We start from the raw sequence: 14,651 nt of genomic DNA, 5'->3' as shown, positions 1-14,651 counted from the left end.
AGATGGATCAGTCGCTGATTATTTCACTGATGAACAAGGCATTGATGACGGTCCTGATCATCTCGGCGCCGGCTTTGTTGATTGCGATCGTCATTGGTCTGGGTGTGGGGTTGCTGCAGGCCCTGACGCAGATCCAGGATCAAACCCTGCCGCAGGCGGTGAAACTGGTGGCGGTGCTGTTCTCGCTGATCTTCGGCCTGCCATTGCTAGCGGGGCAGGTGTCAGAGCTGGCAGATCAGTTGCTGACCGGGTTTCCCTTATGGACACGGTAGCGGGCGCTTCGGCGGATTTATGGTGGCGCGGGGCGTTGTTATGGCTGGGTGCCGCGTATCCGGCGATCATGGCCACGTCGCTGGCCATGGCGCGTTGCCTGGGGCTGGTGATGATTTCTCCGGTGTTCAACCGCCTGGGCATTACCGGCATGCTTCGCACTATGATCGCGTTGGTATTCGCGGCGCCGGCGGTGCCCATGTTGCTGCCGGAAGTCATTGACGGTTATTCCCATGCCGGTCATCGCCTGATAGGTGCGTTGGTGATAGAGATGCTGGTGGGCATGGTGCTGGGCGCAGTCTATGGCGTGCCTATCTGGGCCGCCGAGGCGGCGGGCGAATTGATCGATCTGCAGCGGGGCTCGACGATGGCGCAGTTGGTCGACCCGTTATCCGCCACGGAGTCTGGCGTGACTGCTACCTTGCTGGGCGTCATCATGGTGGCCATGTTTTTCCTGGCAGACGGGCTGTTCTTCATGCTGCAGGGGTTGTACACCAGTTACTCCATCTGGCCGGTCGGCGGGTTTTTCCCCGTCATGGATGGCTTGGGGCTAGCAATGCTGGGTTTGCTGGATAACGTACTGAGACTGGCGGTCATGATGATTGCCCCCTTGATGATAGCCATTCTGGTTTCCGACCTGATGATGGCATATCTGTCGCGCATGGCGCCCAGCTTGCACGTTTTTGATTTGTCTCTGCCCGTGAAGAACTTGCTGTTTGCCATATTGCTCGTCCTTTACATGGCGGTGCTGTTGCCGGATATGGCGAGTCTGGTGGCGTCGGCCCAAGGCGTGTCCGATTGGGTAGGCACGATGCGCCGGTAAGGTGATAAGCATGGGTGCCGGAGGTACAAAATGAGCAATGAATCGAGCGAAGAAAAGACCGAACCAGGCTCAGACAAGAAACTGCGGGACGCCAGGCAAAAGGGGCAGATGGCGAAAAGCCAGGACATGATTACTGCGCTGGTTGTGCTGGCATCTACGGTCTATCTGGGCTTGTCAGCGCAGACCATGGCTGTCCGGGCGATTGATTTGTTCGACAGAGTGGCCCTGATACTGGGGGCGCCAGATATGAAGTTCTCAGAAGTCTGGGGGGCCGTCGTGGTAGAGGCGTTGGATGCGTTGATGTCTACGACTTTTCCGCTGTTTGTGCTTATCGTGCTTGTTGTCTTCATCGGAAACGTCCTTATTAGCAAGGGAATCGTCTTTTCGACAGAACCTATCAAACCGGATATCAAGAGAGTCGACCCGATCAGTGGATTCAAACGATTATTCAGTCTGAGAAACGTCGTGGAGTTTCTAAAGGCGCTGTTGAAAGTGGCGGCATTGAGCGTGGCATTTTTCATGGCGTATAAAAAAAGCCTGCCTTTTCTGTTCGGCGCCCCGTCCTGTGGCGCCGATTGTCTGCTGGCATCGTTCAACCATTTATTCATTCCCATTGCAATTACCGCGATTTTGGCATTTTTGGGTACCGGGATACTTGATCTGCTGCTTCAGAAATGGCTGTTCGCGCGCGATATGCGCATGTCGCATAGCGAAGTGAAACGGGAACGCAAGGATATGGATGGAGCGCCGGAAATCCGCAAGGAAAGACACCGGCAGCGCATGGCCACGCAGGCAGGCTCATCTGCCCGGGGCGAGCATATGGCCTCTGTAATGATCGGGAGCGAGAAGGGCTGGATCGTCGGTATACGGTATATCCGTGGCGAAACCAAGGTGCCTGTGGTGGTGCATGTGGTCCCTCCGGACAAGGCGGCCCAGGCATGGGCGCAGCGCCATGAAAAGAGCGCGCCATACGTGTACGACCCGAGCCTCGCTGGCGAGGTGGCGCGCCAATGCTCTCTGGGGGAGCCGCTGCCGGAACGCCATTTTGGCCGAGTGGCGGAAGTCCTTGTCAAAGTGGGCCTGATATGACGATGGCGCGCCCAGGCTACGTGGCGGCCATGTTTTTGCAATCGCCTGTATGTTTGTAATGCTATGAAAATGTAATGCCGTGGTCATTTCATCCAAGCAGAATGGATTTGCTCGCAGGGGTATCTGATGAGCCCTCTATTCTTCGAGTGTTCAATTTCATATTTTTTTTTGGAGTCAATTATGAGCAACGTTTCTCCTACCAATACCGGTGGCGGCGCCGAAGCCGGCTTGGCAAAAATGGAAGCGGCTTTCGATCGCGCGATCGAGATGTCAGCCAAGGTTACCGAAATCACCACGGAAAAAAAGGCGGAACTGGACGCTAGCAAGCAACGTCCTAACTAATAGCCTTTATCGGTGGCAGGGCCGGGAACGATTCCGGCCCTTTTCTGTTTTTTATGTATCCGCCATGCCCAATTTAGTAATGATATGTCTGCTGGCCGGTATCGATTCCGGATGGTGTCGATTGTATGGATGAGCGCCGCGAATCACTTGCATTGCATATAGCAAGCGGCATGCATGCAGGAGCCAGGACGCGCATCCATGAAAATGTCAAATATCGCCTTGGGGCCGATCTCGATGGCGATCTCGTCGTACGGGATGAAGGAGTTGCTCCGTGCCATATGACAGTTGAGGTCAGCAACGGCTGCGTCAGGCTGGAATCGTATGCGGAATCGGTACTGATAGACGGTTTGCGCAAACTGCCAATGGGGCATATCGCAGAAAGCCGTCTGCCGTGCCGCTTTTCCATAGGAAGCGTGCAGTTGCGGATTGAGGATGACGTGAGCGGGGTGGGGCGGCATGACCGGTTGGCGCGCTTGCCCTGGCGGCGTGGCCTGTACGCCAATGCTTGGCTATTGGGGCTGGTTTGCCTGGGGGCAATGGGGGGCTACCTGCTATTGCCAGAATCGGGCGCGGCAAAGAATGCCCAGGCCGGCACGAAGCCCGATACCGCTCATGTTCGTTTGCCGGCGCCCACGGCGCAAGAAGTCCGTCGGGCGTTGCAGTCGCGCTTGCAGGTAGCGGGCTTGCAGGACATGGCGGTCCAGGTTGATGGCAGCGTGGCCGAAGTTCGAGGTGTACTGCCCGACCACAGCAAAGCGCGATGGCAGGCCGTGCAGGAATGGTTCGATCTGCGTTATGGATCGCGTTATTTACTCAGATCAAAGATGGTTGATGTGGAGGTCCCCAAAGTCGCCATTACGGCCGTTTGGTTGGGAAAGCGCCCCTATATCGTCGACGTCGAAGGCGAGCGCCATTACCAGGGAACCATGCTTAATGAAGGCTGGATGTTGAAGAGCATAGACAAAAGGCAAATAGTTCTGGTTCGCGGTGGACAAGAGCATATTTTCGGGCTGTGAGGGGATACCGGAATAATGCGGATCACTCGATCGGATGTTGATCTCTGGCGCGCGCGCGAGATGCAGGGGCTGCGGCGATTGGCCGAGGCTTCGCCTTTTTCTTCTCAGGAAAAGCGGCCCGAACCGGCGCTCAGGCGGGCCTCGAGCAGCCGTCGTCGGCTTGTTGACCGAACCGAGCAGGCAAACGCCGCGCCGCCTATCGACGATCAATTATCGGACACGGTGGGAAACGTCACGATTTTGCAGCATCTACTCGATAGCGTGCTGCCGGCGCTTGATCTGCCTGCTGACGTGCGCCGTGCGGCGGCATCGTTGCTGTCCGAAGACATGGATCATCATTTGCGGGTGCTGGGTGCCGATCTGGCCGACGAAGAAGAACTCGAGGAAGACGCACCGGAGGCCGAACCGGATGGAAGACTGGGATAGCCTTAGTACGGAATGGCTGTGCCGCCGGGCGCGGTTGCTTGCACTCAATGGGCATGTGCGCCGGGGCCTGGTGTATCAATTGGTTGCCCATCACATGCACCCCGTCGATATCGATGTATTGCATGGCTTGGCCGAGTTGTTCGCTATGGCGGGCGACGGCACACGTGCACTCACCGTGACCAACAAAATGGAGGCATTGGGCGTGTCGGCGTCCGACTTGGCCTTGCTGCGAATCAACGCGCACCTGGCGCTGGGCCAATTGGACACGGCCACGGAATTGCTGGCACGGTACGATAGCGGGCCGGAGGCGAAGGCGTGAAAGGCTTGTTGAATCGTATCGTCCGGATGGCGGCGGGCCGCAGCGACATCGTCGTCGCGTCCTTCCTGCTGCTGGTGGTGGTGATGATGATCATCCCCATCCCGGTCTTTCTGGTAGATGTCATGGTCAGTTTCAGCATCGCGTTTACGGTGCTGGTCTTGATCGTGGCATTTTACAGTTCTCGGGCAGCCGACTTTTCCGCGTTGCCTCCCATCATCCTGTTGAGCACCCTGTTTCGCCTGTCGTTGTCCATCACCACCACGCGCCTCATTCTCCGCGATGCGGATGCCGGCGAGATCGTGGCTGCGTTTGGCGAGTACGTCATTGCTGGTGATGTGGTCGTTGGTCTGGTGATTTTTCTCATCATCACGGCGGCGCAATTCATCGTGATCACCAAAGGCGCGGAGCGCGTCGCTGAAGTGGGTGCGCGCTTCAGCCTCGACGCCATGCCGGGTAAGCAGATGAGTATCGATGCGGACCTGCGCAACGGTGATATCAACAAGGAAGAGGCCAAGCTGCGTCGTCAGAACCTGGAGCGTGAGAGCCAGCTGTTTGGCGCCATGGATGGCGCCATGAAGTTCGTCAAGGGCGACGCAATTGCTAGTCTCATTATTCTTTGTGTCAACCTGATGGGCGGCATCATTATCGGCACTGTTCGCCACGGCCTGTCGTTCTCGGACGCGGTGCATACCTACTCACTGCTGTCGGTGGGGGACGGTCTGATTGCGCAACTTCCCGCGTTGATGACCGCGGTAGCTGCCGGGATTGTCGTAACGCGTGTCAACTCCGGCCAGAACGTCGACTTGGGTGCGGAAATCATCGGTCAATTGGGTGCGCAATCGAAGGTCATGGCCTTGTGTGCGGGCGTGCTTGTGCTTTTGTCGCTGGTGCCTGGCTTTCCCATGCATACGTTTCTTGTTATCGCCCTCTTGTTGGGGGGCGCGGCGTACGCGGCCCGTCGGCGTGAGACCGCTGCTGTCGGGGTGGATGACGGTGAGGCGGCGGAGGAAGGGCAGGGCGATGCCGGTGCCGTTCAAGTCAGCGCAGCCCATATGTTGTCTGATTGGGTTGATCCCCCGTCGGGGCGCGTGACGCTGCGTGTCGGCCCGGAGCTGGCTGCAGTGCTCAATCTGCAGCTAGTACAGTTGGCGCTCGAAGATGCCCGAATTCGTGCCGAAATTGCCTTGGGGATACCGTTCCAGCCAATCGGCTTCAAGCTCAATGATTTACTGGCTGACCCCCTGTTCAGTATTTACCTGGATGGGGTGCCAGTGGCAGGCGGAGCATTGCACCCGGGATGCGTGTTTGCCCATGGCAATCTGTCGATGCTGGAAGTGTTGGGAGTCGAACCGCAGGAAACCGTCAGTTTCGAAGGCCAGCCCGCTGTTTGGGTGCCACGTCAGCACATACAGGAAATCGAGAAACTCGGTGGCGTGTGCCTGACACCGGAAGAGGCGCTGGCGGAGTATCTGTTGGCCATCCAGCTTCAGCATGCGCCAGAGTTCCTCGGCATACAAGAGACTCGGCAATTGCTGGGGGAATTGGAGCAGGGCTTTCCGGAGTTGGTTCGCCAGGCTTTGCACGCCGTGCCTTTGCAGCGGATGGCAGAGATATTCAGACGTCTGCTGGAAGAGCGGGTGTGCATTGGGAACCTCAGGGCAGTTTTGGAGGTGCTGGCGAGGATGGGGGAAGGCAATTCCTTGCCTGCGCAGGTTGAAAGCATCCGGGCTGCCTTGTCTCGCCACATCTGCCATCAATATGCGGATGCGCATCGCACGATCGCCGTCTACGTTTTTTCGCGGGACCTGGAACAAGAAATCCGTCGGGAACTTTCGTCCAAGGAAGGGCGTGGCAGCACGCTATCGGTAGGCCTGAGCGCCCGTCTAATCGACGGCTTGCAGGCGGTGCCGAGTGTGGCGGGGCGCACATCCAGGGCGGTATTGATGATTGCTGCGGATATGCGTCGGTACATGTACCACCACCTGTCCAGGCATGGAGTGACCATTCCCGTCATGTCGTATACCGAGTTGGCAAGCGGTTATGTGTCGCACCCCCTCGGCATGCTGGGCCTGAATGGACGCCTGGAGGCCTTGGACACGCAGTCGCTGAACGAAGCAGGAAAGGCGGCTGCGTGAGCGTCAGCGTGAACTATTTATTGGCATAGGGAAGACTTCATGGCGTTTCCGAACAGTAGAAAAAAAACAAGCGAGCAAGCGAATTCGGTGTTTGGAAAACGCTGGCTGGCGGCCGTTCGGCTGCTGCTGGTCGTGCTGGTATTTATTAGTGGGTCGATGGCGCCCGTCGCGACGGTGATCGCGGCGCAGACTGGTTGGACGGTTGGCAAGGACGATGGGCTGATCATTCGTTTCGATCGTCCTGTCAGCTCAGTGATGGTCGCGAACGAAAATATTGCGGATGTAGAAATGGTCAGCACCACCTCAGCGTATCTGTTTGGCAAGAACGTCGGCACCACGCGCGTGACGGCCCTGGATGCGCAGCACAACGTGGTCGCGAATGCGAGAGTGCAGGTCGGTGTCGGGCTGGCAGGAAATGTACGGGAAAATGTCCGCGGCCACCGCATCGTCGCCAGAGGCGAAGTCGATGATTTGGACGAAGGCGTAGGGCAGAATGCCCTACTTGATGGGCACGCGTCCGAAGGCGTCGAGGCGGTGAACATGATGACGCAAGCGAATTTGCAACAGATCAATTTGCGGGTGCGCTTTGCCGAAGTCTCGCGCCGAGAACTACTGAGCTACGGCGTGAATTGGCAGGCATTGATCAATTCCGGGTCGTTCACTTTCGGGCTGATCACGGGCGGCCCGCTGTCCGGGAGTACTGGTGCTACCAACACGGCGACCGGCGGATTCAGTTCGAGCAGCGCCAATGTCGATCTTATCCTGGATGCTTTGCAGAGCAACGGGGTGCTGGAAATCCTCGCAGAGCCGAACATCACCACCGTGACGGGGCGTTCGGCGAGCTTCCTGGCTGGTGGTGAAATTCCGGTGCCGGTGCCCGTTACCAGCGATATGGTCGGCATTGAATATAAATCCTATGGGGTGTCGCTGGAGTTCACGCCGACCCTGCTGCCCAACAATAGAATATCGCTGCAGGTCAAACCCGAGGTCAGTACACTGGCCGGGACGGCGATCGTGGAGATCGCTGGAGTAAGGGTGCCGGAATTCCGGGTGCGAAGAGCGGACACGCAGGTTGAAGTCGCCAGCGGGCAGACCTTTGCGATTGCGGGCCTGTTCCAGCGCGATAGCTCCACGGATGCTGATCAAATGCCTTTACTCGGTGACATCCCTATCCTGGGCAATCTGTTCCGATCCAAGCGTTTCCAACGCAATGAGACCGAATTGGTGATTCTGATTACGCCCTATCTGGTGCGTCCGGTTTCCAACCAGGCCAGTGCGACGCCGCTGGATCCGGACAGCGAGAACCCCGCCATTCTGGCCGCCGGTAGCACCGCCGCAGTCCGGCGCAACGCGCTGGATTTCGGCTTTTATGTATTCTGAGAGAAATGTGATGAAGACGGGTGTCCGGAACATCATTTGCGCTGCTGCGCTGAGCAGCATGCTTGGCTGCACGACAATGTCTGAAACGAGTTATTCGCCGAGGTATGTGGGCGTGGTTGGCCCCGGGGGTGATATTGGCTATCTTCCCCGTGCATGTTTGTCAGATGTGGGTATGCGGCCAGGCGGGTTTTTACCGCCTGGTTGCGCTAATGCCCTGAATTTATTGGGTATGGTCGCCGACAAAAGAGATCTGCTGCAGGGGCGCGAAATGGGGCCGGCTTTTGTGGCGCCGGCCGCCGCCGCCGTGGAACGTTACTTGGGGGGTATACAAGATGGCCCACCGGATCAACAGAGCACTGAATCCGGCGTTTCGAACTAGCACGGTGAATGCCCGGCATTGTCGTCGCAAACGGAGTCATGCTCAAGGCGGATGGGGTCACTGTGCAGCGGGTGAGTCTTTGGATGATGGCGGGGATATGCTGCTAGCCGGGACGGGAGTCCTCAGTGAGGCCGTGATCCCGATGGCGGCCGCCTTTTCCGCAACAGTAGGCAAGTCACGGATGTGTTCGGCACGACTTATCAGCGAAGCACGTTCGGATTTTGGGAGTTCGTGTGTCAAGGCGATGGCCTGCTTGTCGTCTCCGGCCAGCATCAGAATGAGAATCGCCCGCCGCGTATGGTGTATTTCGGCCAATGGTGATGTGGTGACTGCCGATACTTGCTCGATGGCGATCGCCGGTTGCCCGGACAGCGCGTAGGCTAATGCCTCGTTGGTCTTGATTTCCAGATTGGCTGGCGCAAGCCGCTGCGCGCTCTGGAACGCGGACATGGCGGCATCCATTTCTCCGTTCAAGGTGCGGCTGATGCCCAGCAAGTTGTAGGCGCCGAACGTATTTAGCGCAGGCGCCGCCTGCGCAATGAGATCACTGGCACGCTTGACTCTGCCCTCCATGAGCGCCGCTTGGCCTAGTCCAAGCAGGGCTCGGGGGGCACCTTCTTGCAGCCGGTAGACCTGCTGGAAGGCGGTGGTGGCCGATTGGGGATCGTTATTGCGCAAATACGCGCGGCCCAACGCAAGCAGGATATCGGGATTGTTTGGCATCGCCATCGCGGCGCGTTCGTACAGTGCGATGGCGGATGTCGTGTCCCCTTTCTGGTCGAGTTCCGCCGCCAGTGTGGTCAGGCGGTTTTCTGCTTTATCAGCAAACAGATGGCCGGCGCAGCCTGTAATCAGCACTACGGCTGGTATCGCAGCAAAGAGGCGGAGCATCTGTATTCCCATACTATGTATTCCATGCATAAACCAACCATGCATTGAATGACTTTTCAATGACGTGTGCATGACAGGTGCACGCGGACGACGGCTTTCGCGTCATATAAAAACATGGCTACCGCAGTATCTGTATAGCCATGATGAAGCTTGATTGGACCACTACATGCGTCATAGTGGCGTCATGCGGGTACGCTAATTTGCTGGTAATGCGGTAGGGGTTTGGTGGCTATAGGAAACGCCACGCTTCGACTGTTTACGGATCAAGGCGCACGTCAGGCTCAAGGCAACAAACGTCGTATTGCTATTTCAACTCGATGGTTTAACTTGAGTATGGCGTGACGGTATCGAGATCCCTCGCTTCATCGGGAGAGTGATATGCAGGCAGGAACGGATTCCATTGGCGGATGGCAGGCTTTCCACGCTGACCGTACAGAACGTCTCAATGCGGCGACAGACGACGCGCTGCGCAAGCATTTCGAGGCTGAGTTGGAAGTAGCACGTACGACGATGCAGGCGATGGGCATAGAGGTACCCGATGCCGGTGTTTCTCCGTCAGAGATTCCGCAGGAAAACAACGCGGTGGAACAGCCCGGCGTAACCGCCCCTCGTGGCGACGGTGCCGCAGATCAGGCGCAACCGCCTACCAAGGAAGGTTCTGGCGACAGCAAGGCGTTGAGCTCGAATTTGAATCCGCAATTGGAGCCTTTCCGGGATGAGATTCTTGCGGCCTCGGAGGCGACGGGTATTGCGCCGAATCTACTTGCGGCAGTGATCTGGGACGAGTCGAAAGGAGTCGTGTCGGCCGGTTCGGTCAACGGGGAAAACGGAATGACGGATTCCGGTTTGATGCAACTGAATCCGGAAACGTTTGCCGATATGAAGGCGAAGAATCCGGACTTGATCACAGGCGACAGTTCCGATGCGCGCTCCAATATCATGGCGGGCGCAATGTATCTCAAAGAAATGCACGACCAGTTCGGCGATTGGGATTTTGCACTGCGCGCATATAACTCGGGCCCTCTTTCCGTTGATATGACCGATGCTTCCATTTCCACGACAGGATTCGGTACGAAGAATTATGTAGAAAAGGTGAATTTCTATCGCGAGATGCTTGATCAAGGCAATGTCATGCCCGATGGGTTCCCCGGCGGAAACCAGTTGTACTAGATTTTTTTCGCAGGATATTCATTTCAATTCCCGGCCTTTTCTGGTTGCGCCATCAAGGACATATTTCCGAGGGCCATATCGACTGGCCGAATTTTTTAAAACTTTGTGTGGAGAGTTCAAATGTCAGTAGCCATGCCAAACGCGGGTGTCGTCCAGCCCTCGCAGAACCAGCCTTCGTCGCAATTCGACCAGTATCTTGATTCGGCCAAGTCCAGTCAGATTTTGGTCGATTATCTGAAAGGTAAGGGCAAGTCAGCAATCAATATCCAGGAATTGAAAGACTTGGCCGATAACAAGAGCGGTGACGTGCCCAAGGATGTGCAGTCGGCTGCCGCCTATATGGTTCGTCACGAGGCCATCTTTACCGCCGTGGAAACCCATGACGTGGCCGGTACCGATGGTTTGTCGGGAGTCTGGAACTTCGAGTGGGCGGCTGAGGGCGGCATGACGGGTACCGCGGAAGAGGCCTTGGCCAAAATGAGCGACGCTTTTGATCGCGCCATCGCGATGTCCGCCGAGGTGACCAAGGTCACGACCGAGAAGAAGGCCTCGCTGGATGCCAGCAAGCAGCGCCCGCAGTAACTGATCTCAGAGTGCGGCCGCAAGCAGGGCGGCGACGCTGTCCTGCCGTGATGTATGCGGCAGAAAAGACTTGCTAGCAGAAGACGGCCGAGTCGATGCGTCACGGCTGTGTCATCGAGATGGTTTAGTTTTTTCAGCAAGCTACGTTAACCCCTTATTGCCCAGGAACGTTCTCATGTCGAAAGTCGCGTCTGCCCCCGTTGATCCCAAATCGGTCGATCCTAACAACACCAAAGCCTGGGACGAGGCGAAGGAGCAGGCAAAGGAAGCCGGTATCCGTTGGGAGCGTCCCGAAGACGATAAGCGTACAGCGAAGGAAATTCTGGACGACAGCGAGCTGCTGAAGAACCTTGGCAATCAAGCGGGCGTGCGCGAGTCGTTAGAAAAGCGTGTGAACGGCAAGATCGGCGTGGATGCCGACGCGACCTACCGCGCCGTGCAGGTGCTGGAACATATCGAGCGCTTCGGTGGTGACGGAAAGCGCCTGGTTGGCGACGACATCGGCAATGGCGAGATAAACGGATTCTCCAAGGACAACGAGGCTTATAACGGGACCGAGGCCGGGCGGCTGCAGGATTTCGGTAAATACGGTTTCGCCAACCTCAAGGGTGAGCTGCAACATATCGAAAGCGCATCCGAGGATCCCAAGGCTCGAGAGCAGGCTGAGGCCCTGGGTATCGAATGGGAACTGCCAGAGGGTGACGATAGAACCGCCAAGGACATCATCGATAAGAACCCGTTGCTGAAGAACCTTGGCAATCAAAGTCACGTCAAGGAGATGCTGAAAGAGCGGGTCGGAGATTTCGAAAACGATCCTGATGCGGCGCACCGTGCTGCGCAGGTGCTAGAACACATCGAGCAATACGATGAGGATGGAAATCGCGTTGCCAGCAGGGACGTTGGGAACGGCGAAATCAACGGATTCCGTAAGAGTGGCGAGGCGGATCATGGCACCGAGGCTGGGCGTCTGCAAGACTTTGGCAAATATGGTTTCGAAAGCCTGAAGGGCAAGATTCGTGACAGCGGAAACGCTGCCGATGACAAGGACGCGCGCGCCAAGGCCGAAGCTCTCGGCATCCATTGGGAGCGTCCCGAAACGGACAAGCGCAGCGCCAAGGACATTATCGAAAACAATCCGTTGCTGAAGGATCTGGGTAACCAGTCCGGTGTCAAGGACATGCTGAAGGAACAGGTTGGCGATTTCGAGAATGACGCCGATGCCGCCTTCCGCGCCGAGCAGGTTCTGAAGCATATCGAGACTTATGATGCCACAGGGAACTCGACTGGCGGGACCAGCGATGGCAAGATCAACGGCTTTGATCCTGAAGGCCGAGCCAAGACCAATACCGAGGCTGCCCGGCTGCAGGATTTCGGTAAATACGGTTTTGACGCATTGAAGGGCGAGATGCCCGACGAAATCACTCCCAAGCATGAGGACGCGGCCGAAAAGGAACGCATCGACGCCGTCAATAAAGCACGCGAGGAAGCCGGCCTGCCGCCGATGGACAAGCAGGACGTCACACAGCTGATGACCTCGGACAAAGGCGCCGACGGCAAGAACCTGACGGTGACCGAATCCGCCTGGCAGCAGGTCATGTCCGATTGGAAAACCGGCATCGAGGACGGCTCGATCAAGGCCGATGATGACCGTGCGAAGCTCTACAACGCGATGAAGGCTGGCGCGTTTGTTGATAATGGCGCGCAGATGTATACGCTGAACATTAGCGAGGGTGTCACGACCCGCGCTGTCACGGGCAGCGACATGGAAGGCATCATCGACAGTGCCAAGGTCGATGAACAGATCGCGGAACTGATGAAGTCCGAGGCGGTGACCAAGGACATTACTGCAGCCCGCAAGACTGCGCTCGGTAAGGTCGAAGGTGGCGACAAGGTTGTCCAAGAACTGAAGGAGATGGCAGAGAGCTCGGAGTATGCGAAGTACATCCAGGAGCTCAGCAAGGATCCCAAGATGAAGCAAGTGGCCGAGGATGACATCTCCTCGACGTATACGTCACTTTTGGCAGCCGACCCAGAAGCCGCGGCCAAGTTTGCCCAGAACATGCAGATCGACAGCATGACGATGGAGCTAGACGCGCTGATGGCTGATCCAAGCAAGATCAGCGAAGAAAACCTGACCCTTGCCGGTTCTGATGTGGGCAAGATGCTGTTGACGCTGATCAAGAAGGCAGGGCTTGATCTGGGGCGCCGCGCAGCCGAAGCACAGAAATTCTTAGAAAGCATGCTGGGCGACAAAAAGACCAGTAAAGAATTTGCGCAGGCAATGGCCGAGCTCGGCGCGAAATATTCGCATACCGGCGAAGTGACGACAAAGGATGTCGAGAAAATCATCGGCAGCGGCAAATACAAGGGCCTTGAGGAGGGTGGTGGGCGCGCCTTCTTCGAAACCATGACCAAGGCTGGCGTCATCGGCTCACTGGGCGGCATGGTTTCACTGGCCTCGGGAATTTATCAGCTGGCAGGAAAGGGTGGAACACTGGCCGACACGCCTGAAGAACGGCTGGCTATCGCCAAGGATTTTGTCAGCTTCGTCGGTGCCGGCAAGCACTTCGCCGATCTGGGTAACCATATCATCGGTGAGCACAACAAAGGCGTCATCGAGTTTAACGAGTCGATCGACAAGAAATACGTTGCCAGCGATGCGCCGAGAGAGGGAGACGGGCCGAACCCGCTTGAGGACGAAACGCGCGAAGTAAAGACTCAGGCCGAAATCGACGCAATGAAAAAGCAGCCGGCGCGGTCGTTGCTGGGTTTGGACAAGACGCTGGACGATCTGCTGAGAAGCCCCTCTGCAACCACGCCCGCCGGAGCACACAACAACTACGCTGGTTTCTACGACGCGGTGGATAACGCGTTGTCGAGTTCGACGAACCGAGAAACCTACGAAAACCGGATGGGTGAGTTCGAGATCGACGAGAAGGAAGGCAATAAAATCATCAAGGCGGTTGAGGAGGGGATTCAGACCCGGCCCGGCGTCAAGGGGCCGGACGGTAGCCCGGCCAGTGGATTGCACAAGGGGGCCTCGGCATATCTCCTGGTGGCCAGTGCTGGCGCCGATACGTTTGTGGGGGCGGCGGACATCGCCATTGGGGCGCTGACCATCAAGAAGGGGCTGGCGTCCGGCGACGATACCACGACGGCCAAGGGTGCGCTTCAGGTCGCTGCTGGCGGCTTTGGTCTGGCGGGCGGCGTCGCGTCTTCACTGGGTCTGCTCAAGAGCCTGCAGTTCGTCAAGGTCGCTGCGGCGCCATCCTTCCTTGTCTCCGCGGTGTTATCCATCGCGACGGTCATTCCCGACATCATCAACGACATCAAGAAGACCAACCAGATCGACAGTTACCGTGCAGACATGCAGGAGTTCATGACCCAGTTGAACGATCAGGGTCTCTTAACCGAGGACGGGTTGGACAAATTCCGCTTCCTGGATAGCTATATGGCCAGCTATGGCCAGCGGGATGCACCGGACGGCATCAGCATCTTCGATTACCGCGATGAGGAAGTGGATCACTTCCTGAGTTATTGGGATAGTGAGAGCGGCAAGAAAGCCGAGGAACGCGGGCAGTTCTCCTCAACCTTCGGTCTGGATGAGGACAATCACGAGGACTACAAAGGCGATGGCGATAACCTGAATACCGATATGGAGGGGCAGGGCGGGTTGTCTTGATCTTTGCGCGAATTCAGCTGATCTGGTTTCTGCTCGAGATTGTGGTGAATACTTAGGAACCAACCTGACCCATACGCCAACCCTTCGGGGTTGGCGTTTTGCATTTCTGCGTTCTGTTCGCCGCGGCATTCGCCGAGGGCCGCAGGG

The 14,651-nt window shown here is 57.2% G+C and carries 13 protein-coding genes; 12 read left to right on the top strand and 1 reads right to left on the bottom strand.

Annotation, left to right across the window (positions count from 1 at the left end; all coding sequences use genetic code 11):
* The first annotated feature begins 2 nt into the window (after positions 1-2).
* The 9 genes from ACYVDM_RS06750 to ACYVDM_RS06710 all read left to right on the top strand — a co-directional run bounded on the left by ACYVDM_RS06750 (position 3) and on the right by ACYVDM_RS06710 (position 7,800).
* Positions 3-272, top strand: coding sequence for an EscS/YscS/HrcS family type III secretion system export apparatus protein (locus tag ACYVDM_RS06750; RefSeq protein ID WP_415791627.1), 270 nt, complete (start codon positions 3-5; stop codon positions 270-272).
* Positions 260-1,093 carry a type III secretion system export apparatus subunit SctT gene (gene sctT, locus ACYVDM_RS06745; RefSeq protein ID WP_415791625.1) on the top strand — a complete coding sequence of 278 codons (834 nt, stop codon included), beginning with the start codon at positions 260-262 and terminating at the stop codon, positions 1,091-1,093. The genes ACYVDM_RS06750 and sctT overlap by 13 nt, the downstream gene beginning before the upstream one ends.
* Before the next feature lie 30 nt (positions 1,094-1,123).
* Positions 1,124-2,182: an EscU/YscU/HrcU family type III secretion system export apparatus switch protein gene (locus tag ACYVDM_RS06740; protein ID WP_415791623.1), complete on the top strand. Its 1,059-nt coding sequence runs from the start codon at positions 1,124-1,126 to the stop codon at positions 2,180-2,182.
* Positions 2,183-2,362: 180 nt separating this feature from the next.
* Positions 2,363-2,524 (top strand): hypothetical protein, encoded by a 162-nt coding sequence (locus ACYVDM_RS06735; RefSeq protein WP_415791621.1) that lies wholly within the window; start codon positions 2,363-2,365, stop codon positions 2,522-2,524.
* A gap of 125 nt (positions 2,525-2,649) precedes the next feature.
* Positions 2,650-3,540, top strand: a complete 891-nt coding sequence (locus ACYVDM_RS06730) for a SctD/MshK family protein (protein ID WP_415791619.1) — start codon at positions 2,650-2,652, stop codon at positions 3,538-3,540.
* Positions 3,541-3,555: 15 nt separating this feature from the next.
* Positions 3,556-3,966, top strand: a complete 411-nt coding sequence (locus ACYVDM_RS06725; RefSeq protein WP_415791617.1) for a hypothetical protein — start codon at positions 3,556-3,558, stop codon at positions 3,964-3,966.
* Complete coding sequence (locus ACYVDM_RS06720; RefSeq protein ID WP_415791615.1) at positions 3,950-4,285, top strand: hypothetical protein; 336 nt, start codon at positions 3,950-3,952, stop codon at positions 4,283-4,285. Before ACYVDM_RS06725 ends, ACYVDM_RS06720 begins: the two co-directional genes overlap by 17 nt.
* The gene (locus ACYVDM_RS06715; protein WP_415791613.1) at positions 4,282-6,420 is read left to right on the top strand and encodes an FHIPEP family type III secretion protein; all 2,139 of its coding nucleotides are present in this window, start codon (positions 4,282-4,284) and stop codon (positions 6,418-6,420) included. Before ACYVDM_RS06720 ends, ACYVDM_RS06715 begins: the two co-directional genes overlap by 4 nt.
* Before the next feature lie 39 nt (positions 6,421-6,459).
* A complete protein-coding gene (locus ACYVDM_RS06710) occupies positions 6,460-7,800 on the top strand; it encodes a type II and III secretion system protein family protein (RefSeq protein ID WP_415791611.1) in 1,341 nt (446 codons plus the stop codon).
* A 436-nt stretch (positions 7,801-8,236) separates the two neighbouring features.
* Here the strand turns inward: ACYVDM_RS06710 and ACYVDM_RS06705 are convergent, their stop codons facing one another.
* The gene (locus ACYVDM_RS06705; RefSeq protein ID WP_415791609.1) at positions 8,237-9,070 is read right to left on the bottom strand and encodes a tetratricopeptide repeat protein; all 834 of its coding nucleotides are present in this window, start codon (positions 9,068-9,070) and stop codon (positions 8,237-8,239) included.
* 378 nt (positions 9,071-9,448) lie between these two features.
* Between ACYVDM_RS06705 and ACYVDM_RS06700 the strand changes: the two genes are divergently transcribed.
* The 3 genes from ACYVDM_RS06700 (at position 9,449) to ACYVDM_RS06690 (ending at position 14,504) form a co-directional block, all read left to right on the top strand.
* Positions 9,449-10,240: a transglycosylase SLT domain-containing protein gene (locus ACYVDM_RS06700; RefSeq protein ID WP_415791607.1), complete on the top strand. Its 792-nt coding sequence runs from the start codon at positions 9,449-9,451 to the stop codon at positions 10,238-10,240.
* Between the two features lie 120 nt (positions 10,241-10,360).
* On the top strand, positions 10,361-10,822 hold the full coding sequence (locus ACYVDM_RS06695) for a hypothetical protein (RefSeq protein ID WP_415791605.1): 462 nt from the start codon (positions 10,361-10,363) through the stop codon (positions 10,820-10,822).
* A 175-nt stretch (positions 10,823-10,997) separates the two neighbouring features.
* Entirely contained in the window at positions 10,998-14,504 is a 3,507-nt protein-coding gene (locus ACYVDM_RS06690; RefSeq protein WP_415791603.1) for a hypothetical protein, read from the top strand.
* Positions 14,505-14,651: the final 147 nt, after the last annotated feature.

The organism is Bordetella tumulicola (assembly GCF_054779135.1).
Note: the sequence above shows the minus strand (reverse complement) of the source record. Positions and strands in the feature narration are given on the sequence as shown.

What these genes read in the sequence shown, in the direction of transcription:
- ACYVDM_RS06700 (WP_415791607.1), top strand. Translation starts at nt 9,449, where the DNA reads ATGCAGGCAGGAACGGATTCCATTGGCGGATGGCAGGCTTTCCACGCT.
- sctT (WP_415791625.1), top strand. Translation starts at nt 260, where the DNA reads ATGGACACGGTAGCGGGCGCTTCGGCGGATTTATGGTGGCGCGGGGCG.
- ACYVDM_RS06740 (WP_415791623.1), top strand. Translation starts at nt 1,124, where the DNA reads ATGAGCAATGAATCGAGCGAAGAAAAGACCGAACCAGGCTCAGACAAG.
- ACYVDM_RS06750 (WP_415791627.1), top strand. Translation starts at nt 3, where the DNA reads ATGGATCAGTCGCTGATTATTTCACTGATGAACAAGGCATTGATGACG.
- ACYVDM_RS06730 (WP_415791619.1), top strand. Translation starts at nt 2,650, where the DNA reads ATGGATGAGCGCCGCGAATCACTTGCATTGCATATAGCAAGCGGCATG.
- ACYVDM_RS06735 (WP_415791621.1), top strand. Translation starts at nt 2,363, where the DNA reads ATGAGCAACGTTTCTCCTACCAATACCGGTGGCGGCGCCGAAGCCGGC.
- ACYVDM_RS06695 (WP_415791605.1), top strand. Translation starts at nt 10,361, where the DNA reads ATGTCAGTAGCCATGCCAAACGCGGGTGTCGTCCAGCCCTCGCAGAAC.
- ACYVDM_RS06725 (WP_415791617.1), top strand. Translation starts at nt 3,556, where the DNA reads ATGCGGATCACTCGATCGGATGTTGATCTCTGGCGCGCGCGCGAGATG.
- ACYVDM_RS06705 (WP_415791609.1), bottom strand. Translation starts at nt 9,070, where the DNA reads ATGCTCCGCCTCTTTGCTGCGATACCAGCCGTAGTGCTGATTACAGGC.
- ACYVDM_RS06690 (WP_415791603.1), top strand. Translation starts at nt 10,998, where the DNA reads ATGTCGAAAGTCGCGTCTGCCCCCGTTGATCCCAAATCGGTCGATCCT.
- ACYVDM_RS06710 (WP_415791611.1), top strand. Translation starts at nt 6,460, where the DNA reads ATGGCGTTTCCGAACAGTAGAAAAAAAACAAGCGAGCAAGCGAATTCG.
- ACYVDM_RS06720 (WP_415791615.1), top strand. Translation starts at nt 3,950, where the DNA reads ATGGAAGACTGGGATAGCCTTAGTACGGAATGGCTGTGCCGCCGGGCG.